Annotated in this window: 18 protein-coding genes; 9 read left to right on the forward strand and 9 right to left on the reverse strand. The window is 51.2% G+C overall.

The window, feature by feature from the left end:
* Positions 1–121 precede the first annotated feature (121 nt).
* From BM202_RS24155 to BM202_RS24165, 3 genes are all read left to right on the forward strand, one after another.
* The gene (locus BM202_RS24155) at positions 122–460 is read left to right on the forward strand and encodes a PadR family transcriptional regulator (RefSeq protein ID WP_093830987.1); all 339 of its coding nucleotides are present in this window, start codon (positions 122–124) and stop codon (positions 458–460) included.
* Positions 448–3,090 (forward strand): ABC transporter permease, encoded by a 2,643-nt coding sequence (locus tag BM202_RS24160; protein ID WP_218160596.1) that lies wholly within the window; start codon positions 448–450, stop codon positions 3,088–3,090. Before BM202_RS24155 ends, BM202_RS24160 begins: the two co-directional genes overlap by 13 nt.
* A gap of 123 nt (positions 3,091–3,213) precedes the next feature.
* On the forward strand, positions 3,214–3,771 hold the full coding sequence (locus BM202_RS24165; RefSeq protein ID WP_093830989.1) for an AAA family ATPase: 558 nt from the start codon (positions 3,214–3,216) through the stop codon (positions 3,769–3,771).
* Between the two features lie 412 nt (positions 3,772–4,183).
* Here BM202_RS24165 and BM202_RS24170 read toward each other — a convergent pair whose 3' ends face one another.
* A complete protein-coding gene (locus BM202_RS24170) occupies positions 4,184–5,344 on the reverse strand; it encodes an alpha/beta hydrolase (RefSeq protein ID WP_093830991.1) in 1,161 nt (386 codons plus the stop codon).
* Between the two features lie 204 nt (positions 5,345–5,548).
* On the opposite strand from BM202_RS24170, the gene BM202_RS24175 reads away from it, so the two are divergent.
* The 4 genes from BM202_RS24175 to BM202_RS24190 all read left to right on the forward strand — a co-directional run bounded on the left by BM202_RS24175 (position 5,549) and on the right by BM202_RS24190 (position 10,988).
* Entirely contained in the window at positions 5,549–6,643 is a 1,095-nt protein-coding gene (locus tag BM202_RS24175; RefSeq protein WP_093830993.1) for an L-dopachrome tautomerase-related protein, read from the forward strand.
* A 437-nt stretch (positions 6,644–7,080) separates the two neighbouring features.
* Positions 7,081–8,175 carry a catalase family protein gene (locus BM202_RS24180; protein WP_093830995.1) on the forward strand — a complete coding sequence of 365 codons (1,095 nt, stop codon included), beginning with the start codon at positions 7,081–7,083 and terminating at the stop codon, positions 8,173–8,175.
* A gap of 91 nt (positions 8,176–8,266) precedes the next feature.
* Positions 8,267–10,564, forward strand: a complete 2,298-nt coding sequence (locus BM202_RS24185) for an FdhF/YdeP family oxidoreductase (protein ID WP_093830997.1) — start codon at positions 8,267–8,269, stop codon at positions 10,562–10,564.
* A gap of 28 nt (positions 10,565–10,592) precedes the next feature.
* Positions 10,593–10,988 (forward strand): hypothetical protein, encoded by a 396-nt coding sequence (locus BM202_RS24190; RefSeq protein WP_093831248.1) that lies wholly within the window; start codon positions 10,593–10,595, stop codon positions 10,986–10,988.
* A gap of 340 nt (positions 10,989–11,328) precedes the next feature.
* On the opposite strand, the gene BM202_RS24195 is transcribed toward BM202_RS24190, so the two are convergent.
* The 3 genes from BM202_RS24195 to BM202_RS24205 all read right to left on the reverse strand — a co-directional run bounded on the left by BM202_RS24195 (position 11,329) and on the right by BM202_RS24205 (position 14,302).
* Complete coding sequence (locus tag BM202_RS24195) at positions 11,329–12,369, reverse strand: hypothetical protein (protein WP_093830999.1); 1,041 nt, start codon at positions 12,367–12,369, stop codon at positions 11,329–11,331.
* A gap of 299 nt (positions 12,370–12,668) precedes the next feature.
* On the reverse strand, positions 12,669–13,085 hold the full coding sequence (locus BM202_RS24200) for a hypothetical protein (protein ID WP_093831001.1): 417 nt from the start codon (positions 13,083–13,085) through the stop codon (positions 12,669–12,671).
* A 257-nt stretch (positions 13,086–13,342) separates the two neighbouring features.
* Positions 13,343–14,302, reverse strand: coding sequence for an AraC family transcriptional regulator (locus BM202_RS24205; protein WP_093831003.1), 960 nt, complete (start codon positions 14,300–14,302; stop codon positions 13,343–13,345).
* 120 nt (positions 14,303–14,422) lie between these two features.
* On the opposite strand from BM202_RS24205, the gene BM202_RS24210 reads away from it, so the two are divergent.
* Positions 14,423–16,042 (forward strand): FAD-dependent oxidoreductase, encoded by a 1,620-nt coding sequence (locus BM202_RS24210; RefSeq protein ID WP_177236670.1) that lies wholly within the window; start codon positions 14,423–14,425, stop codon positions 16,040–16,042.
* Between the two features lie 339 nt (positions 16,043–16,381).
* Here BM202_RS24210 and BM202_RS24215 read toward each other — a convergent pair whose 3' ends face one another.
* The 3 genes from BM202_RS24215 to BM202_RS24225 are packed head-to-tail and all read right to left on the reverse strand — an operon-like array spanning position 16,382 to position 18,915.
* Complete coding sequence (locus tag BM202_RS24215; RefSeq protein ID WP_093831007.1) at positions 16,382–17,056, reverse strand: hypothetical protein; 675 nt, start codon at positions 17,054–17,056, stop codon at positions 16,382–16,384.
* Positions 17,057–17,788, reverse strand: a complete 732-nt coding sequence (locus BM202_RS24220; protein WP_093831009.1) for a LytR/AlgR family response regulator transcription factor — start codon at positions 17,786–17,788, stop codon at positions 17,057–17,059.
* A gap of 5 nt (positions 17,789–17,793) precedes the next feature.
* A complete protein-coding gene (locus BM202_RS24225) occupies positions 17,794–18,915 on the reverse strand; it encodes a sensor histidine kinase (protein ID WP_093831011.1) in 1,122 nt (373 codons plus the stop codon).
* 172 nt (positions 18,916–19,087) lie between these two features.
* On the opposite strand from BM202_RS24225, the gene BM202_RS24230 reads away from it, so the two are divergent.
* Positions 19,088–21,517: an outer membrane beta-barrel family protein gene (locus tag BM202_RS24230; protein ID WP_093831013.1), complete on the forward strand. Its 2,430-nt coding sequence runs from the start codon at positions 19,088–19,090 to the stop codon at positions 21,515–21,517.
* Positions 21,518–21,895: 378 nt separating this feature from the next.
* On the opposite strand, the gene BM202_RS24235 is transcribed toward BM202_RS24230, so the two are convergent.
* Positions 21,896–22,345, reverse strand: a complete 450-nt coding sequence (locus tag BM202_RS24235) for a DinB family protein (RefSeq protein ID WP_093831015.1) — start codon at positions 22,343–22,345, stop codon at positions 21,896–21,898.
* Between the two features lie 294 nt (positions 22,346–22,639).
* Positions 22,640–23,195: hypothetical protein (locus BM202_RS24240; RefSeq protein ID WP_218160597.1), on the reverse strand; the 556-nt coding region annotated here is incomplete at its 5' end.

Raw genomic sequence — 23,195 nt, forward strand, 5'->3', positions numbered from 1 at the left:
GGCCAACCCCTCACCATGCCCCAATTTAGCTAAATAAGTCACTTTTTGAAAATTGGTTAGGTATTTGTACGGCAAAAGCTATACTAATTATTATAACACCGGGAATCCGGCACTTTTCGCCATGAAACGAGGCTTTCTAGGGGAGTTGGAAGAGGTCGTCTTACTGACGGTGGCCGCGCTGCAAGAAGGGGCGTACTGCGCTTCAATCACCCAGACTATTGACCAGCAAATGGGACGAAGCATCAGCTTTCCCACGGTCCATACCGCTCTCCAGCGACTCGAAGAGAAAGGCTTCGTCGCTTCGCAGATGGGCGGAGCCACCGCCGAGCGGGGAGGCCGCCAAAAACGCCTATTCTCTGTCACAGCCGCTGGCCACCGGGTCCTGATCGAGAGTCGGCAGGTTCGGGCTCAATTGTGGGCGCAGATTCCAACCCCAATCCAACAGCTATGGGGCGCTTAACCGAGGGTAGGCAGGGCAACCCATATCCGCCCCATTGGGTCAACTGGTTGCTAAACCGGTTCAGTCCAGTCGGCTTAGAAGATGAGCTGCAAGGTGACCTGCTGGAGATGCATACTTACTGGGTAAAGACCGTTGGTCCCTCAAGAGCCCGCTGGCGGTATACGCTAGCGGTTCTGCGGCTAATTCGACCTTTTACCAGCTCGATAAACAAACAGTCACATAATTATTCTGAACACTCAACTTGGCAACCGGCTATGATCCGCAACTATCTCAAAATCGCCTGGCGCAATCTGCTGCGTTACAAAGCGTTCTCAGCCATCAACATTGTTGGATTAGCTACAGGAATGGCGGTCGCCATGCTCATTGGGCTTTGGATTTATGATGAGTTGTCATTTGATCGACAGCCTAAAGAGTCGGACCACATTGCCCAGGTGTGGCAGATCGTTCAGTTTGATGGACAGAAGGCCGCTTACAATGTGGCCTCGATTCCCCTGGCTCAGGAACTGCGGAGCCACTATCCTGACTTTGACCGGCTAGCTCTCGCGACCGCTGAGCGGGAGGCTGTGTTAGCGACGGGTGAAAACCGGTTTACCCAAACGGGCCGCTTCGTCGAATCTGATTTTTTGCCCATGATGTCCGTCCGGATGCGAACGGGTCCAATCAAGAATTTAACGGATGTAAACACGATCGTCCTGTCTCAGTCATTGTCAACGAAGCTCTTCGGGTCAGAAGATCCACTGAACCACTTGGTTCGGCTCGATAACAAGGTGAGCCTTCGGGTAACCGGCGTTTACCAGGATTTTCCGATCAACAGTAGCTTCAACACCATACACTATCTGGCCCCCTGGCCATTGTTTCTGCGCATCGATCAAGGCGCCAAGAGCGCACGAGATAATTGGGATGAGAATTCCTATCAAGTTTTCGCTCAGGTAAAGGAGGGGGCTTCCCTGGCACAGGCTTCGGCCAAGATTAAGGACATTCGCATGAAGCAGGAGAATCCACCCCCTTATAAGCCTGAATTCTTCCTGCATCCGATGACCCAATGGCATTTGTATTCCAACTTTGACAATGGAGTCAATACGGGCGGACTGATTCAAGTTGTGTGGCTGTTTAGTTTGATTGGTGGGTTTGTGCTACTGCTGGCCTGCATCAACTTTATGAATCTGAGTACGGCCCGCTCCCAGCAGCGGGCCAAAGAAGTAGGCCTACGCAAAGTGGTGGGTTCCCTACGCGGCCAGTTAATTACCCAGTTTTTGGGAGAAACCCTCTTGCTCACCAGTCTGGCTTTCGTCGTGGCGCTCGGGCTGGTGCAGCTTAGTTTGCCCTTCTTCAATCAACTTGCTGACAAGCAAATAACTATTCTGTGGTTTAATCCCTACTTCTGGGCAATCGGGGTAGGGTTTAGCCTGATCACCGGTCTGATTGCCGCTAGTTACCCCGCCCTGTATTTGTCCTCCTTTCAGCCTATCAGCGTCCTAAAAGGTTCCTTCAGCGCCGGTCAACAGAGCAGCCTGCCGCGTAAAGCACTGGTCGTCTTCCAGTTTACGGTCTCGGTGACACTCATCATTGGCACCTGCATTGTGCTGCGCCAGATTGACTACGCCAAAAATCGTCCAACTGGCTATAGCCGTCAGGGACTCCTGGAGATTCCTATGCGAACACCAGCCTTGATGGGCCATTTCGACGCCTTGCGAACCGATTTGCTGGCGACGGGGGCAATCCAGGAGATGGCCATTTCTAACATGTCCGTAACGGCGGATAAGACGGGGGTGACCAACGTCTCCTGGCCCGGCAAATCACCCGATTTACATCCCTTATTCATGACCAATCAAGTGTCACACCAGTTTGGCAGGACTATCGGCTGGCGAGTGAGCGCTGGACGTGACTTTTCAACCGCTTTCAGCCGCGATTCGTTAGCGGTGGTGGTGAATCAGTCCGCCCTGAAACTGATGGGTCTGAAAGATCCCCTGCATTCGATGATCCACTGGAACGGTCGTGATCTACCCATAGTTGGCATCATCAACGACATGATTAAGGACAGCCCCTTCGGGCATGTTCAGCCTACGCTTTTTGTCTTATACGATGCTTCGGCGGGTGTGCTGACGCTTAGACTCACCCCGACGATGGCTATCAGCGACGCGCTGACTAAGATTGCCGGTATCTTCCAGCAGTATGATCCATCGACGCCCTTCGCCTACAAATTTGTGGATGAGGAATACCGTAAAAAGTTTAGCACCGAAGAGCGGATTGGTAAACTAGCTACGCTGTTTGCCAGCCTGGCCATTTTTATCTCCTGTCTGGGTATGTTTGGGCTGGCCTCGTTTATGGCTGAGCAGCGTAGAAAAGAAATCGGCATTCGAAAAGTACTGGGCGCTACGGTGCTGACCTTGTGGGCCTTGCTGGCAAAAGACTTTGTTGGGCTGGTCTTGCTGGGTTGTGTGCTGGCCTCACCTATTGCCTGGTATTTTCTCCATGAATGGCTGCAAAGCTACACCTACCGTACCCAAATTTCAGGGTGGGTTTTTGTGTTGTCGGGCGTGGGGGCTCTAAGTATCTCGATGCTGACGGTGAGCTATCAGAGTATAAAAGCGGCTTTGATGAATCCCGTCAATGCTCTTAAAAATGACTAAACATGATTGCCGTAGGGAAATATTCATGGGTAACTAGACCCCATCGTGGCCTTACCGTATGAACTCTCCTGAAGCTGAGTAAATAGATTGTGAATCAAGTAGTATATGCATCATTGACTTGCTATGAAACTAGTCATTCTCTTCGGACCACCCGCCGTGGGCAAAATGACGGTTGGCCAGGAACTAGAAAAAATAACGACGTTACGGTTATTTCACAATCATATGTCTTTAGATCTGGTCCATCAGTTTTTTGACTTTGGCACCCCCGCTTTCGAGCGACTGGATCGGCGGATTCGTTTTGCGTTCTTTGAGGAAATAGCTACCAGTGATCTGGATGGCTTGATCTTTACCTATGTCTGGGATTTAAACGAACCAGCGGATACAGACTACATAGACACAGTGGCTGACGTGTTTCGTCAGCAAGGAGCCGCCGTGAGCTATGTCGAACTAAAAGCCGATCTATCCGAACGGTTGAAGCGAAATCGAGATGCGCATCGGTTAGCCTGTAAGCCCTCAAAACGAGATGTTGCCTCGTCGGAATCGTCGCTACTCTACTTTGAGACGAATTATCGGATGAATACGCGGGAAGGTGAATTAGGCCAAAAGCCATTATTGACGCTTGATATCACCTCCCAAGAGCCACTGGCAACCGCTCAACGAATCAAGGAGTGGCTTAATTAATCATAAAAAATCGAGTCTGTACTGGTCGTATTTGTTTAGCAACCCTTATTTTACATATTCTCACCAAACGCTCCTCAATGAGACGGAAGAAAGTGGCTAATTTGAAATTTCGACGAGGTTGACGAGTCGATTCTACAGCAATCTGATAGAGGGTTTCACCTCAAATTAGCCAATCTAAACCACTGATTGTCTCGTTCTTGTGATTGCCTTGCGAGAAAATCAACCGCTGCGGCAGGCCGCTGGTCGAAGACACTAAAATCGACAGCTTGCGGGTTGATCAGAAAACCAGTGAGATCGTTTACCAGCGTTAGTCGATCCATCTGTTGGTAAAGATCGCATAATCCATAAAAACAGCCACTATGCGAGATACGTGGTGGCTGTTTTGTTATTCAGGTAATTGGTAACGAGACGATTAGTTCAGTGCTTTCTTTAGTTCGTCAGCCGCTAATGCCTGGGCATCTTTGGCTTCAGGGAGCACAGTCGCCATACCGAAAAACTCGTGCGTCACCCCAGTATAAAGCTTGTACGTAACCGAAACACCGGCCGCTTGCAGCTTATCGGCCAGTAGTTTCCCTTCGCTTTGCAAGGGGTCCAACTCGGCCGCAATCAGCGTCGTGCTAGGCAACCCCTTTAAGTTGGCTTTCACCAACGAAATGCGCGGATCATTACTTTGCGCTTCGCTGGGTAGCGTCTGCTTCACAAAATAGCCCATCATCGGTTTATCGAGTGGTTTGGCAGCCGCGTATTTGGTGTATGATTCGCTCCTCATATCGTTGTTGGCAATCGGATATACTAGCACCTGATGCTTGGGCATGGCTATCTTTTTATCGCGGGCCATGATGCTGACATTCGCGGCTAGATTTCCGCCCGCACTCTCGCCAACGAGGGCCACCTTATTCGCATTCCCTTTGATTGACGCGGCATTTTTGAGCACCCATTCATAGGTGGCAAACGCCTGGTTATGCTGGGTCGGAAATTTGTGTTCTGGAGCCAAGTCATAGCCTACCGAGACAACCACCGCACTCACTTGTTCGGCCATGCCCTGTGCCGAGGCATTGTAGGTATCTATATCGGCGATCACCCAACCGCCACCGTGGTAGTAGACAATGACCGGAAAGGGGGCACTGCCCGATTTGGGGGTATAAATACGGGCGTGGATGCTCCGGCCACCGCCCACCGGAATTGCCTGTCCGGTCGTATCTACCTTGGGCTCCGGCATAGCGATATTGTAGTCTTTCATAACCGCCATGACCGCCATCGTGGGCGTAGGATTCATCCGGGCCTCTCTGGGCGACAGCTGAGGAATGGGCTTGGCCTGATAGCTGCCCAGCTTTTCGATGACAACCTGCATTGACGGGGTGATATCGGGTGCCCAGGCGGGTTTAGCGCCTTTGGGAGTCAGATCACCCGGGCCACCAGATGCGCTATCGCCCACCAGCGAGGTCTGGGTCGTATCGGATGTTTCACCAGCCTCCGATTTTTTGCTCTGGTTACAGGCGGACAAACTAAAGACGGCCAGCAGAAACGTGCCAGCTACCCAGCGATTTAATGGAATTGTAGCGCGTTTTTTCATCAACACTGATTTGTGGTTTAATGCTGAATAACCAGGGATAGTGAAGGATGTTTAGGCAAGGATGGAAATCGGGGAAATTGACGTAGGCACCTGACGATCATTGCCTTGTTTTTAGCAACCAAAAGCCACCAGACTGGTTAAGTGGAGCAGTCCTAATCAATCACCGACAATAGCCAATTTATGCCGCTCCTATTCTGCCGAAAAATGATACACAAAATTAGTTTCTTACTACTCTTACTAAGTCAATTAGCTTTAGCCCAGTCTCCCAGGCTGGAGCCCGTCTTTGGGGATAACACCTATCAGATAACCGGTGTGGCGGTTTCCAAACAGGGGCGGGTGTTTGTGAATTACCCCTATTGGACGGACACCTACCGGTATGCCGTTGCCGAAGTAGGCAAAGACGGTTCCGTAAAACCCTACCCGACGGCGCCATACAACACCTGGCGGGAAGGCCAGCCCGTTAGTCCTGATCAATGGATTTGCGTCCAATCCGTGCACGTGGATGCCAAAGACCGGTTATGGGTCGTTGACGCGGCCAGTCCTAAGCAAAATGGTGTTGTGGGGGATGCGCATCGACTGGTTTGTATTAACCTGGCGACCAATCAGGTCGAGAAGGTTTTTCCCATGAAAGGCATTGTGGGCTCAAACAGTTACCTCAATGATGTTCGGGTCGACACGAACCACGAGGTGGCTTACCTGACCGAATCAAAACTGGGGGGTATTGTAGTAGTTGACCTCAAAAGCGGTCAGGCGCGACTAGTACTCAAGGATGCCCCATCGGTAAAGGCTGATCCGAGCTATACATTCATCATTGACGGTCGCGAATTGCGTGACAATTTAGGCCCCGTCCGATTCCAGTCAGATGGGCTGGCGCTTACACCCGATTTTGCCTATTTGTATTATAAGCCCCTTAGTGACAATAAACTGTATCGGATCAACACCGAACACCTTCGTAACGCCGCGTTGACGCCTAAAGAACTGTCCGCTAAGGTAGAGGATCTAGGCCGGCTCGCGTCGACGGATGGCATGATTACCGATGATAAGGGGAACTTATACCTGGGCGATGATCAGGCCTACACGCTTTACCGGGTGCCGGGAGCATTATCGCCCGCTCCGTTTAGACCAACCAAACAAGTGCTGCTGACGGACAAAAACCGGTTAATGTGGCCGGACAGCTATGCTATTTACAACGGGTATTTGTACTTGACGACCTCGCACATTCAGCACATGGCCAAGAACAATGGTGGCAAGTCCACCCGTAAAGGGCCTTACGAAGTACTCCGGCTGAAAATTGAGTAGCTGCCTGCCGCTAATCCAACGTTGGGTCGCGGTGCCGAATCGTACGGCATGCCGTCGCGGTGCCGATAAATTCTCACTGCGTCACTAGTTATAAACATTATGATTCGTAATGGCCGTCAGGGTAGATTTCAGTCGAACGAGTTTATAGTAAGGTTTTGCCACTAATCGTTCCAACGTTAAGTTGATCCATGAATTGGTCGGGTTAACCGGCCAATTTAAAACATCCCCTGATTGTGCGTGGTCAGCAAAGACCATTTGCAGCTCATGGGGGTACGAGGCATTGAAGTCAGGATGGATTTAGGTTTATCTATTTATTCGATGGATATGAATCTTATTGGCGGTTGGAAGCGTATGTATACAGGCTTTTTATTGCCAGTTTAGTTTACTCCCCGTCTTCGTTCTAAATCAGTTTTCTTAAACCTACTGACTAGTATCCCATGACCCAAGTGCCCGCTAATTTCAACCCACTGCGCTATGATCCCTTATATGAAGCGCCCGAGCTCGATGAGGCCCAAACCATTCAAGAGATCATCGACACCATGGCCGAGATCCAACAGAAAACCTTTCAGGCCCAGGGCCATGCCATCCGGAGCGTGCACGCGAAGGGGCATGCCATTCTGAAAGGCGAACTGCAAGTTTATGATGATTTACCACCCTACCTGGCTCAGGGCTTCTTTGCCAAAGGGGGCACCTATTCCATCGTGGCCCGTATTTCCACCCAGCCCGGGGATGTGTTGCCCGACAGCGTCTCGACGCCCCGGGGTATTTCCATCAAAGTAGCCGGTGTGGAGGGCGAGCACCTGCCCGGGGCCGATGAACTGACGACTCAGGATTTTATTCTGGTCAACAGCCCCATCTTCCCCCAGCAGTTAAAGGATTTCCTGAGTGGTCTAAAACGCTTCGATTTACTGACCAATAAAGCCCAGGGTCTCAAAGAAGGCATTTCCAAAACGCTGCGGGCCGTGGGCGAAGTGGTCGAAAAAGTGACGGGTTCCGTTGAGGGTGTGATGCCCGGCATGGGAGGCCAACTGGCGACCCACCCGATGGGCGATACCTACTATTCGCAGGGCGCTTTTTTGTACGGGCTGTACATGGCCAAGTTTTCGCTAACCCCCAACACGCCGAACCTGACCTCGCTCAAAGACCAACCCATCGACATTGACAGCGATGAGAATGCATTGCGCCATCTGTTGCAGGATTTTTTTGCCACTCAGGGGGGAGAATGGGAATTTGGCGTGCAGCTATGCACAAATATTGACAAGATGCCGGTGGAAGATGCTTCGGTAGAGTGGCCCGAGGCCGAAAGTCCTTACCTGCCGGTGGGCAAATTGACGATTCCGTCCCAGGCTGCCTGGGGCGACCAGAAGACGACGGTGGTCGAAGATAAGATGTTCTTCAGCCCCTGGCATGGCCTTTCGGCTCATCGGCCGCTGGGGGCCATTCAGCGGGCTCGCAATACCACCTACCAGGCCTCGGCTCAGTTTCGACGAAACATGTATGGTGCAGCCGAGAATCCTCAGGACGTAAACTAATCGAAACGTCCCGTGCGTATTTATAGCCCTATTGCCCCCCTAGTCAGGGGGGCGGTAGGGCTATTGAGTAATTTTAACCGTTTAGCAAGACATGAAGCAAAATACTCCTCCTGAAGAACTGACCAGTGAGTTGGCGATTGAGAAACCCCAAACTACGGCGGCTGGGATGACCGCCATTGTGGACTCCTTTGCGCATACCTTGCAGGGGACGGGCCTGGCCCGGGGCTGGAAAGCGCTGGTCAATCTGAACCAGAAAGATGGCTTCGACTGTCCCTCCTGCGCCTGGCCCGACCCCGATGGTCAGCGCTCGCCAATCGCCGAGTACTGCGAAAGTGGAGCTAAAGCAGTCGCCGACGAAGTAATGACCAAACACACAGCGTCGCCGGTGCTGTTTCAGCGCTACTCGGTGGCTGAACTAACGAAAAAAAGCGATTTGTGGTTAGGCCAGCAAGGAAGATTGACCCAGCCCCTGGTGCTTCGGCCTGGTGCCACTCACTACATACCCATCGATTGGCATGACGCCTTTGGGCTGATTGCCGACCAGCTTAACGCGCTCGACTCGCCCCATGAGGCCATCTTTTACACCTCGGGCCGCACCAGCAACGAAGCCGCCTTCGTCTATCAGCTCTTTGTGAAGATGTTTGGCACCAATAACATGCCCGACTGCTCCAACATGTGCCACGAGTCGACTACGGTGGCGCTGACGGATACGCTGGGTTTAGGAAAAGCCTCAGTCACCTACGAGGACTACGAAAAAGCCGACGTAGTGATGATTATGGGCCAGAATCCGGGCACTACGGCCCCCCGGATGCTGACACCCCTGGAAGAAATGAAACGTAACGGCGGCAAAATCATTGCCGTCAATCCCATCCACGAAGCGGGTCTACTGAACTTTAAATATCCCCAGAGTCCGCGCGATATGCTGTTGGGGGGCGTCAAACTAGCCGACGTATTTCTGCAGCTACGCATTAACTCGGACCTGGCCCTGCTGAAAGCGATGTGCAAGCTGCTACTGGCAGAAGAAGAAAAAACACCGGGCCAAGTGCTCGACCAGGCGTTCATTGCTACCTATACTTCAGGTTATGAAGCGTTCGTGAAGAGCCTGGACCAGTTTGAGCTGAACGAGCTAGCCGCTCAGTGCGGGCTGACCGTGGCCCAGATCCAAGAGGCCGTCGATTTATTTAAATACACCCCCAAGCTGGTTATTTGCTGGGCAATGGGCCTGACCCAGCATAAAAACGGGGTGGTTACCATTCAGGAACTGGTTAATCTGCTGCTCTTGAAGGGCAGTTTCGGCATCAAAGGGGGCGGGACCAGTCCCATTCGCGGCCACAGTAACGTGCAGGGCGACCGCACGATGGGTGTCTGGGAGAAAGTCAAACCCGAGTTGCGGGAAGCGCTGGAGCGTGTGTTCCAGTTTAGCGTGCCGGAGGAGAAGGGCTACGATGCGGTCGAATCGGTGAAAGCCATGCACGATGGAAAGGCAAAGGTCTTTTTTGGGCTGGGGGGTAATTTTGCTATGGCCGTCTCGGATACGGACTATACGGGTGAAGCCTTGCGCCAGTGTAAACTAACGGTGCACGTCTCCACCAAGCTCAACCGTAGCCACCTGATTCACGGGGAAGCGGCCTTGATCCTGCCCTGCCTGGGTCGCACCGACCAGGACGTACAGGCCTCGGGCCCGCAATTTGTGAGCTGCGAAAGTACCACGGGGGTAGTGGCTCAGTCGCACGGGGTCGTGGAGGCCGTTTCTGCCCATCTGAAAAGCGAAGTAGCCATTGTGTGCGGGCTGGCTCAGGCCACGCTGGGGGAAAAATCGACCGTGGACTGGGCAAGCCTGACGGAGAATTACGACCGGATTCGAGACCTGATTGCCCAGACCGTCGAAGGCTTTGAGGACTATAATCAAAAAGTTCGCCAGCCCGGCGGTTTTTATATTCCCAATGGCCCCCGAAAGCGGGATTTCAGCAAAACCAGTGACGGCAAAGCCCACTTTACGGTCAACGCCCCGACCCATCATGAGCTGCAGCCGGATGAACTGCTGCTAATGAGCATTCGCAGCCACGACCAGTTCAACACGACGGTCTACAAAAACGAGGACCGCTACCGGGGGGTCTACAAAGAACGGCGGGTGGTCTTCATGCACCCTGACGACATGGCCCAGCGGGGCTTAGCCGAAAAGCAGGCCGTGGATTTGCACAGCCGCTACAATGGGGTGACGCGTAGTGCCCACCGGTTCCTGGTGGTGCCTTACGATATTCCCCGGGGCTGTATGGCCGCTTATTACCCGGAGACCAACGTGCTGATTCCCATCGATGAGATGGCCGAGAAAAGTCACACCCCCATCTCCAAATCGATTGTCGTACGGGTGAGCCCCGCCAAGGAATAAGCAGATGGATGGTAAACGAACGAAGTTGATGAACGAAGAAAAGGTAGCCCGTGGCCTGGGCTGGTTTAGTATCGGCCTGGGCCTGGTCGAAGTATTGGCCCCCCGCCCTGTAGCGACGTTTTTAGGGACCTCCCACCCGAATCTTATCCGGGCGTTTAGGGCCCGTGAACTGGCAGCTAGGCTAGGTATTCTGCTGCTGAATAAGCCCACCGCCCCCTGGCTGTGGGCGCGGGTGGGCGGTGATGCCCTGGACATGGTGGCCCTGGCCCTGACCTATCAGCACAACCCGGTCACTCGGAAAGCGGTCGGGTTTTCGCTGGCCAAGGTGGTGGCCATTACGGCCCTTGATGTGTGGTGTGCCCGGCAGCTAAAACCCTATAACTGGCCGGTTATACCCAACCGGTTGGAGTTTGACCAGCCGTAGAATGCCGATCAGAGGACGCTGCTGAAAAGGCTAACTAAAAGCTGACCAGATCCGTATTCCACTCTATGTGTACGGATCTGGTCAGCTTTTTATCCTAGTGGTTACGGTTGAATAAATGATCTAGCGATTGCAGGATCAGGTTGCTATGTAGTGTACTACGAAAACCGGCTCGGAACCAAATGCTTACATCCGTCTCACCTAACCCTCCTCCTTGAGACGAATGAGTGTTTCTATAGTTGCTTACTGAATGGATCAGTTTCAGGATAGTGTTCGTTTTATAACGTCTAATTAGGTTGGTTTTTTGTACCCACATACCTGATGACCGCTTTTCCCCACGTGTTTATTGACAACCCGTGTAGGTATAGCTAATCGTACTCAAATCAGGCTGTTGCGGCCCGTTGGTTAAAGCTTGGCTGATCTGTTTTGTGCCTATAATGTAGCCCGCTGCGTTGAGTTGATGCGTGAATGTTTGCTCAGTATACTGGACGATTTGGTGTTGGTTATTGACCGAATAAGCCCGGTAGCGCGTCAACAAACCCGGCTCCCCGAAGAGCGAAAACACAGTAGGATGTCCTTTAAAAGTGGGTAGGCTTGATTCAGCCGGCTGGCCCGTTTGCCATTCTTGTGTGTAATAGGTGCTCAGGCTATCATTGATGTATTCCTGGTGCTTCATTAAGCGTCGGTGCGTATCGTACTCATTCACCTGCACCAGCGTGCGGACGGCTCCACGACTATCCGTTCCAGGAAAAGTCGCTTTGACCACCAGGCCATCTTGTCGCTCGAACAGATAGCCACTGGTCAGGGTAAAGGCTTTCCCATTCTGATAGGTAATACTTTCCTCATTGCTGCTGGTTTGCTTGATCAGCTGGCCCGAGCTATCATAGGTGTACGAAGTCGTCATGACACTGGTTTGTGGCTGCGGACCGCTGGTGATATGGGAATCATAAGTGACATCTGTCTGGGCGTAGGCAGCCAACCGCTCATTGGTGTAGGAATAGGTTTTCGTCGATACGTAGTGATACTCGGATGGCTTTCCGACAAACATGTATTGCTGCTGGATGTCCGTCACCGAACGGGTCAGAAAACCAGCCGCATCGTAGGTATAGGTGTCGGTAGTGGTCGTTTTGTCGCTAGCGACCGTCGAGGAGCTGCTCTGACTAATCTTGGTTTTGTTGGTCAGCTTCCCCTGAGCATCGTAGGCGTAATCGAGTTGAATCGTCCCCTCATTGCCTTGGCTGTGAAAAGAGCTCGCTGAATGCTGAATGCGGCAGTCATTGGCCGCCCTCACTTGGTCATCCTTTTGGGTGCCACAGCCCGCACTCAGCCAGTTGAGGCCAATAGGTAGAAGTATTAGTCGGGTAATAATTCGGATCGTTTTCATGCTTAGTAAGGTTTACTGGCTAAGACGTAAAAGCGAATCCAACCGCTGGCCGCTAGCGATGGTAAAATAGCGGAATAAATAGAATTCGACCATTTTAGCTGGCACAAAAAAGGCAGGTCAGCAAAGGTCGAAGTTTGTGAATTCAATTAATCGCTCCGAAGCAACATTCATGAATATGCTTCTTAAATGGGGCGTTTGTTGAAACAGTACGTTTAAAGAAGGTTAGTAAGGCCAAACGAGCCCGAAACAGACTTCGAAAGAAGAACACCCCAAGTGAATGGGTTTTCGTGGGATAGCCATTAATGAGCTTGGCTCGAATCACGGCGAGCCTTGGCCTTACCCCAATACAGCGCACTGTCGAAGTCTCGACTGAAATAACGGGTATTGACTACCCCCCGGCCATTCGAGCGAGTGACGACATAGCGAACCAAGTCGCTGACTGCCGTTACTCGGTAGAACTCATGCTTGTAATAGCGATACAACCGACCGCGCGCGTCTTCATAGCCCCAGATGCTGTCCCTGGGAACAACCTGTTTGCGGCCATCGGTATACTTGACGGTAAGGGTTGAGGAAAATCGTCCAGGGGGACGAATTTTCTTGATGGCAGGTCCCTGGTAGGATTGGGAAATCAGTTGGCTCGAGTAAATTACCCGTTGGGCGAAACAAGTGGGAGCCGCTACGATCAGTAATGCCAGCCAGAACAAGGAGCGATTCATAGTGCATGTTCAGTTGGATATTGTAACGAATTAAGGCCATATTTAGCATTAGGGCTGGATTAAATTCAACCAACTTTATCTAGCCTAGTTACATAGCTTTCGTACTTTGGGAAGTAAAGTGCGAAAAATCGTTAGCCTGTTAACCAGCAGATGTTTATTGACTTAAACTATATAAACCCTCCAGGTGAGACGACGGAAGTTTTCATGTATCTGCTTTAAAAATCGGGCATTTTATGAGGCAGGCTGATTGACCGCTTTTAGCTCTTTTTTAATGTTTTAGGCGTGACACCGGTGTACTTTTTGAAGACCCGGGTAAAATGTTGGGGGTGTGCGTAACCCAGCTCATACGCAAGTTCACTGATGTTTTTCTCCCCACTCGTAAGCGCTATACGAGCGGCCGCCATCCGCTGTTGCAAAACAAAGCCAAAAACAGGGGTCCCAAATAGTTCTTTGAAGCCCTTTTTCAGGCTAAATTCATTCAGCTCACAAGCCTTGGCTAGCTCCGAAAGCCGGGGCGGGGCACTTAACTGTTCCAGTAATAGATCCCGGGCGTAATAAAGTTTGTCTGTTTCACGCCGCCTTAAAACCGCTGGGGCCAGCGCTTGTTCAGTTCCCAACAGTTGGGCAAACTGGTAACCAAGCAGCCGCAAAATAACCGAATCAAAGTGCAACTGCTTCAGCCCTGGACTAGAGGGACTTTGCCATATCGTTCTTAATGCGTACTTAATGGGCTCGGGCAAGTCAAGGATGGGCGATTGGCAGACAAACGGGGTGCGTTTGGCCAGCTTGTGCGCTACTGTTTCCAGCTCTGGCGCGTAGGCCATTAATAAGCGCATCATTTCACCGGGTTCGAGTTGGATGCTCAGCATCTGAAAGGCTTTATCACAGGCTAATTCATTCTCTTCCATCGAGTCGGGATTGAACAAGCAGTTATGATAACCGGTGACGTAGGCCTGCCGCTGAAGTAAGCCCGAGTGAGTTTGCGCCAGATAGCCCCCTAGTACAAAGTTCAGCTCGACCAATGGGCGCTGATTGTAATGACTCCAACGGGCAGATCCGGGTTGGGCCAGGAAGCGCGTATCAATCACGGTAAACTGCTCGCCCCTAAAAAGACGAACTTCACCTCTCCTTTGGCCAAAGCAGGGAGCCAGTAACTGCTCAGACCCTGGCTCATACTGATACAGGGAGTCAATAGGGAGTTGCTTAAGTTGATTCATAGTAAACTTTTCGCCGTTACGTTTTTCCCGATCGGGTAGGTTTTACTCCGTTTTATGCACCAGCCAACCGCTCATCCGCCGCTACATTTGCCCAAAACAAGTAAACTACCCTGGAACAACATGGTTGACTTGAGGAACGATTTGAACGCCATCCGAATTCCCGTTTTAGTGATCGGTGGAGGTATTACTGGCCTTTCAGCGGCTTTATTTTTGCAACAACAAGGTATTCCCTTTCTGTTGGTCGAGCGGCATCGCACCACGGCCATTCAGCCCAAATCACGCACCATCGATGTCAGGGCCATGGAACTGTTTCGGGAGTTGGGCTTGAGCCATACGCTGCGCGATGCGGGAAAAGCGATGGCTCAAGCCTGGGGTATTTTACAGGGGACCACTTTAGTCGATGCCTTAAATAACCGGGCCTCAGCCGCAAAAGCGCCCCCGGGCGGGCTGGGTGGGCTAGCTCAGCTGCAGCCTTGGGCGGCAGGTTCGCCTGAATCCATCTGCCGCTGTACTCAGGACATTAGTGAGGCGGTCTTGTTTGAGACTGCCATTCAGCGAGGGGGTGATCTACGGTTTAATCATGAGCTGATCCGCTTTACCCAAACGGATCAGCATGTACTGGCGGTGATCCGTAACCGAGAGAATGACCAGGACTTGCCCGTAGTTGCCGACTATCTGGTTGCCGCTGATGGCGCAAACAGTCTGGTTAGGACGACACTTCATGCCTCCCTTACAGGGGCTGGCACGATCGCCAACTTCCTCAACATCTACTTTGAGGCCGATCTGGCCGACTTGGTGAAGGGTAGAGAATTCAGTCAATTTCTGGTACGAGAGCCCGAGATAACCGGCTTTTTATTATCGATTAACAATAGTACCCGATGGGCTTTTCACTCAAAGTTTCATCCTGAACTAGGCGAAGGGGTAAGCCATTATCCCGAAGCAAGACTTGTTGCCCTACTGAAGCGGCTGATTGGCTTACCGGATCTATCCATTCGCATTTTGAGCGTGCTGCCCTGGCCTTTAGCGGTACGCGTGGCGGAGGAAATGCAATTCGGACGCATTTTCCTGGCTGGCGATGCTGCCCATACGATGACCCCCTACGCCGGCAAGGGTGCCAATGCGGGGGTACAGGATGTGCACAACCTGGCCTGGAAGCTAAGGGCCGTCCTGCTGGATGGGGGGGATAAGCGACTCTTAACCACTTATCAAACTGAGCGACAGTCGGTTGGGGCCTTCTATGCCCGGTTGTCAGGTGAGATGGCCGCCCCTGACGGCCTCGTCGATGAGCAGAAGATGGTAGGCCAAGTGGCAAACCTGCTTGGCTTGCCTAATTACGTTTATACCAGTGAGGCTATTAGCGGGAAGCCAGTTGCTGATCAAGACGTACCTTACTTTACGGGTCAGCCGGGCACCCGGCTACCGCATCAATGGTTGGACGAGACCAAGCAGCAATCGACTTTGGACTGGATACAGGGCCGGTTTATTCTGGTGGTCAGCGGCCCCTTGAGCACCTGGGACGCAATCACCGCGCAATGCACGCGTGAGACGGGCCTACTTTTGCCGGTCTATAGCTTTGCCGATGAACAAGAAATGCACAGTTGGCAGACGCTGACCTCGACCATTACTGGGGATGCGTTACTGGTAAGACCCGACGGCTTTGTAGGCGCCCGCTTATCGTCAGCTTTGTCAATCGCTGAAATAGTCCAACTCCTGCAAAAACTAGGGGCAGTAAGCGAGTAGACTCACTATATCATTAAACGCTCCAAAATGAGATGGGGGAGTATCTATAATTCGGGCATTTTCTGAGCTATTTTCGTGGTCTACAGTACAACAATTTGCTCGCTTGTCTAAATTATCTCTCCCGTGAAATTGTAAATTATATTTTTGACTAGACATTAAGTTAAGCATGGTCTAACTTATTGAACCGCCCGGCGGACCGGCATGAAAACCAGAAGTACGACCGCATGGGCGGCCCCGGATGAATTTAACCGCGCCGGCGGACCGGTCGAGTTACCACAGGCTAAAATCTCCCTAAAATTTTCCAACAGAATGACTTCATAAATCCGTCCAAAAATGGGTCTAGCGGGGCTTTACCTGGTTGATCCGTTTAAGCTGCTCGGAATCGCTACAGGCCATAAGTTGTTTGACTAATTCAGTATCCCAGACTCGGAACTGGCCAGTTGTCTGCTTTGAACAGGCTGGGTCATAAGCGATTCGGTAAGTAATAGTAGCTAGCAACGAGCCGCTGCTCCACTCCATTGTACGAACCACATCCAGTTGGCTATCGCAGTTACTATTGTTCGATTGGCTATTAGTAAATGGCTGACCATATTTTCCCATTAAAGCCCGTTCTAGAGCGGCTGAGTAATCGCACTGGAAACTAACCAGCACGTTGTTGTAGAAAGACAATACTACGTTAGTCAATGAGATATTATCCAGCAGATACTTATTGAGCAATAGGATCTTAGCCACTGGACAGTACGTGCCATACGGGTCAGAGCTGGTCAGCGATTCGTTGTCTTTGAGTAGCTCATAAACCGTAAAATCACCCGACTGGACTTGTCTCAAGCTGATAATTTTATGTAGGCTGTCACTGGATTCGCTTAATAAATCGTAGAGGATGGTTGACGGAGTTTTACCAATTTTGAAACGGCCAATACCGGCATGTATCGATTGACCACCGCATGTGGTGGCCGCCAAAAGCAAGAAGCAAACCAATTTTATAGGCATGGCATCGACTGTATTTAATAGCATTTAATACGTTAATCCTTTGATCTTATCCATGTAGGACCGACTTACCCGTACCACATCCCCGTTTTGCATAATCACGTCGTAACTGGAGGGGTACTTCTGAATTTCCTGAACGTAATGAAGGTTAATCATGTCGGACCGATGGACCCGTAGAAACTGCTGGGGGTTCAGCCGCGTCTCTAGAGCACTAATCCCGTAATTGCTTAAATGGCGGCCAGTCGTCGTCACCAGGGTGGCATAGTCGCCTTCCGCTTCGATGCGTAAAATACTCGATACGGCTACCGTGATGAGCCGGTTACCAGTCTGTACCAGGATTTTTTCGGGGAAGGTAGCCGTTGTCAGTAAACTTTCCGCTAGGGGTTGAAGCTTCTGCAGGTTTCCCATCCGGGAGTTCGTTACGCGCAGGATGGCCTGCGCAAAACGCGCCCGGGTGTAGGGCTTGAGCAAATAATCCACCGCGTGCACCTCAAAGGCCTGCAAGGCATACTGATCGTAGGCCGTTGAGAAGATAATCTGAGGAATCTCATCCAGGTATTTGAGCACGTCGAAACCCGACAGACCCGGCATTTGGACGTCAAGAAAGATCAGATCCGGTCGGAACTCATTGATAAGCTGTACCGCGTCCACCCCATTGTTGGCTTCACCCACCACGATTAGATTCGGGTATAGCTCCAAATACTCCCGGATCAGCGTACGGCCTGCGGCTTCATCATCAATAAGGATCACTTTCTGCATCGGCCTTAGGTGGTTAGTAGTACCGATCTACCTTCCCTTGGACACTCGGCGCTAGGTGGTTCAATGAGGGGAATGTCAAACGCAATCTGGACGCCACGCGGTTGATTAACCGTTAGCTGCAACGTGCTCCCGTAGGTTTTGAAAAGCCGCATTCGGGTATTGGCTAGCCCAACGCCCTGACTATTCGCTTCCGATCCGCTCATGCCCACGCCCGTATCTAACACTTCCAGATGAAGATGCTCCTGCCGACGCTCAATTCGAATGCAGACTTCCCCGCCTTCGATGAGCGGAGCAATACCGTGACGAACCGAATTTTCGACCAGTGGCTGCAGCAACATGGGGGGCATCAGATAATCTAATACCCCCGCTCCGACCTGAACCGTAACTTGTAATCGCTTCCCGAAACGCGCTTTTTCCAGGTGAAGGTATTTGCGCACAAACGCCAATTCATCCCGTACGGGCACTAAATCCCGCCGACTGGCCTGTAATTGGTACCGAAACAAATCGGCCAGCTCGGCCAGCAATTCCCGGGTGCGTTCCTGCGTGGGAGGCACCGAGGCACTGATCGTATTAAAGACATTGTAAAGAAAATGCGGATTTAGCTGGGCCTTCAACGCCGACAGTTCGCTTTGGAGCGCTAACTGACGCAGTTCCGCTTCCAGCATGTACTGGCGCTGCAGATCCCGGTGATAGGCATACGCGTGAAAAACACCGAACTGCACTAGGTAAAATAGTGCGCTGATGTACGTATCCCAGATTTGAGCATCGCCACGCAGGCGGCCAATCTTCAACGTGTCCGATATAGCGTAACATATCCCTTGCCAAATCACCACGAACAATGGTAACAGCACAAAGTGTAAACTAACGCGTTTGATGAGCGGCCATCGTCGTAGTCGCACAAACAACAAGTACCAGATTGGAATGGTGAACGTAAGCTTGACGCCATAATCGACCAGGATGCGGGGGACACCGGTAATGAAATCAGCCAGCGCACTTTGTTTCGACCATATGCGTCCGCTAATAGTAATGGCGCCGTCGTAGAGTAAAATGGAGACGCCGTACAAGACCGCTACCAGGACGATCTGACGATAGGTAATTCCCAGGTGGGTGATTCGATACCAATTCATACCCCTAAATATATGTACATACCAGATTACCTCCCGCCCTTTTCCGACGAAAGGTCAAATGCGTCGATGAATGCTATGCCTAGCCGTTGGGCGATGGATTCGACGCTTCACCGATTAGGGCTCCGACCCGATGTAGGCTCCTGCTACTTTTAACCATCAACCATTCAAGTCCATGATCAGAATTATAAGCATTTGCTGGCTGTTGAGCATCGGTACGGCCATGGCCCAAAAAGCCCTAATTCGTGGAACGGCGGTGAACGCTGCCGGACAACCGGTTCCGTTTGTCACAGCAACGCTTCATTCGGCCGCGGATTCTTCACTCATCAAAGCCACCGTGGCCGACCAGGCAGGCATGTTCCAATTTACGAACCTGCCAGCAGCCTCCTATAAAGTCCATCTGACCGGCGTTGGCTACAACAACTGGATCTCCGACGCAACGATACTAGCACTTGACCAAACGAGTTTATTGCCGCCAGCCGTACTGACGGAAGCGTCTCATTCGCTAAACGAGGTAAAGGTAAAGGCGACTCGCCCCCTGATTGATGTACAACCGGATAAAATCGTTCTTAACGTCGAGGGTAGCTTGACGGCGGCAGGCAGTTCGGCGTTAGAACTCATTCATAAAGCGCCTGGCGTACAGGTTGACCCATCCGACAATATTGTCCTACAGGGTAAGAATGGCGTTCGTATTTTTATTGATGGCAAGCCCTCTCCGTTGGGTCCGGCCGATCTGATCGCGTACTTACGCTCGTTGCAGGCCACGGATATCGATGCTATTGAGATCATTACCCAGCCTTCCGCCCGTTTCGATGCACAAGGTAACGCCGGGATCTTGAACATCCGACTCAAAAAAAGACCGTCTTTGAGTGCCAACACGCGTGGTACGAACGGAACTGGTACGCTTGGGTTTGCCCTGGGTGCCTATTATCCAAAATATAATGGATCCCTTTCGCTAAACCATCGAACGGCCAAGCTGGCTTTGTTTGCAAACTATAGCGAGCGAAATGCGCGCGATCGTTCTTTTTTGAGCCTATACCGCCAACAAAATGGCCAATATTTCGATCAGAAAAGCGAAACCACGGCGCGTACAGTGACGCACACAGCGCGGTTGGGCGCCGACTGGCTGCTAAGTTCACGCAGTACCTTGGGTTTGCTGCTGGATGGAACAATAAATGGAGGGGATTATCTGACTCAGGGACGCACGCCCATTGGTACGCTGACTAAAGGCCCGGACAGTTTACTACTGGCTGATAATCAGAGTATAAGTAGCCGGGCAAATGGAAACGCGAATGTCAATTATCGGTTTGTCGATACGTCTGGGCACGAACTGAGCCTTGATGCCGATCTAGGCCGGTTTCAGACGGGTGGCAATACTACGCAACCGAATCGTTACGTCCAGCCCACAACGGGTGAGGTATTATCCGAGCGAACCTACCGGATGGAAACGCGAACCGATATTACGCTCAGAACCTTTAAGGCAGATTATAGCCAACGATTTTGGGGTGGAAAACTGAACGCTGGCTTTAAATTATCGAGCGTTCAGACCGACAATCACTTTACCTTTTTCGACGTATTGCAGGGCATTAACCGGATTAATGTGAACCGCACCAACCAGTTTACCTACACCGAGACCATCCAGGCTGCCTACGTATCGCTGGAGAAAAGCTGGGGGAAGAAGTGGCAGGGACAGGCTGGCCTGCGGCTGGAGCGCACCCAATCCGATGGGCAGTTAGTCAGCTTTCAGCAGCAGGCCGACGCCCATGTGGTTCGGCAGTATGTCAACGCCTTTCCCAGCGCTGGGCTAACGTATAAATACAGTGCCAAAAACTCAATGTCGCTGACCTACAGCCGCCGTATTGACCGACCTACCTACCAAAGTCTTAACCCGTTTGAGTCGAAACTGGATGAGCTGACCTACCAGAAAGGGAACGCGTTTCTTCGTCCGCAGTACACCAATACCGTTCAGCTTTCCCACACCTACGCGCAGAAACTAACTACCTCGCTCAGCTTCAGTGATACGCAGGATTTTTTTGTCCAGATTTCCGACACCACCGAAGGCAACCGCAGCTTTATGACTACGCGCAATCTGGCCAGTCAGCAGGTCATTTCGCTCAGCTTCAGTTACCCATTCACCATTGCCAAATGGTGGAGTGGATTTGCCAATGCCAGTGCTTACCGTTCGGCGAACCGGGCCAATTTTGGCGATGGCAAACAGATTGGCTTAACGGCCAACGTAGTTAGTTTGTATATGCAGCATACCTTAACCTTCTCACACGGATGGCGGCTGGAAGTCTCAGCTTTTTATACATCTCCATCGGTTTGGGGGGGCACCTATTTGAACAGACGCTACTGGGGTAGTACGATTGGTCTGCAGCGCAAAGTACTTGCCGAACGCGGTAGCTTAATCCTCACCGTATCCGATCCGTTTAACAGTCAGCAATGGCGGGGTGTTAGTCAGTTCGGCGGCCTGTACATTGAGGCGAGTGGCGGTTATGAAAGTCGCCAGGTGCGCGTTAATTTCACCTATAGTTTTGGGAGCACCCAGGTTAAAGGGGCACGTCAGCGCAAAACAAGTTCGGAAGAGGAAAGCAAGCGGTTGTGAAAACATGGTCCATTTAATTCGTATTCCATGGACAGTCACCAGGATCCGGCTTGAACATTTATCTGCGCACCAACCATTGCTATATGCGAGCGGTCTAGGGCCAATGCCCATAGTTAGGTAGTTGGACGCCTATTCATCTACATTTCTAGTTATTTCCTTCAAAAAGCTTAGACTACTAATTAACGAACCTATTGAGGTGAAATTAATTGGTTTATGGAATCATACCTCTTCTCTTAGAGAATTCTCATGAAAGGCTCCCACATGAGACGAAGAGCCGTACCTGTATTTGCGGCTATACTCGGAGGGTATCAAACACGGATGGTTTACGATCGGTCAACTCCTGCCAGTCGCACACAGCTCACTCCCCTTCGACAAGCCTTAGTCAAATTTCTGGCCTCTACGTAAGGTTAAAGAGATCTGCCCCGCATGATGTGCCGTGTGAAACAGCACATGACCCAACAGTCTGGTTCGGGAGACTGTTCCGAAGAAAGGCGTTTCAATTGAATCCTGCCAGGCATCCTCAGCAGTCGTCTCAATATAGGCTTCAAACAGGTGATACCCTTCTTCGACCAATCGCTTACTAAGTTCGGTATCCTGCCCTTGACCCGTATCGGTGTGACCCATGGTCGTATTTTGCACCTCTACAGGAAGACCAAAAAACAAGCCAAACAGATTCATCATTTCGCCCTTGTGCCGATAGATAAAGCCAATCGAAGCTGTATCTGGATTGAGTCTAAGCGGGGCATTTTGGGGGGTAATCTGATCGAAGGCAAATGAACAAGTCGTCTGGTTTTGGGCTAACAGGTCAAGAAGAATTAGTTTTTGCATACTGCGGTGTAGAGGTCGTGCATTTTTTTGTTAACCAGCGTAAATCTAGGAGTCTTTGGCGTACTGGAGGGAGTTCTATTACGACAAAATAAGGGGGTAATTTGCCCTCTATATCCTTAAGTTTACCGTATCTACGTACAGAAGTTGACAACTAGTAAAAAAGCACTGTCTTAGGAAACCCTGGTATTAATAGCTGTCCAGTTGTCAGCCACCGAGGCTCAATTCGTAGCCTGCGTGGTGCTATTCACCAGGCGGCTACGAATTAGGGCAAACAACCTAGACTGAGCCAAGGAACTATGCTACCGGTGGATTTTGATAGCCAGACAACAGCATCCAAGCCCCCACGCCACTTCCTATGATAAGCACCTCGGTGCCACTGAACAAGATCAATACCAGAAAAAAAGTGAACAGGCCGAATACAATTCGTAAATAAGTGTCCATCCGCTGGCCCAATCGGTAGAGAAGCGTACGGAATAAGAGCGAAATACTGACTATCATTAATGCCCCAGTAAAACCTCGTTTTAACCCTCCGGCCACCATCAACCATACGCCCTCAGGTAACAATAGCACACTGAGTAAGGCTACTTGTTGAGCGTACAACTGCCACCGATGATAGGGAAAGTTACGAGCAAAACGCAGATAGAAGGCCTCAAACTCACTCGATTGATAAATCAGGATGCAATGAGTTAGGGCAACACATAAACTAATGAGCCCAACCAATCGAACATCGCTATGGGAGTCGGGAAATACGCTAAACAAGACACCAATACTGAGTAATGAGGCTACTTTAGTAATAATATAGGAAATTCGTTTAGTAGCCACCAGGTCGTATAAAAACAGGCTGAAGAGT

Source organism: Spirosoma endophyticum, assembly GCF_900112365.1.
Classification (GTDB): domain Bacteria; phylum Bacteroidota; class Bacteroidia; order Cytophagales; family Spirosomataceae; genus Spirosoma; species Spirosoma endophyticum.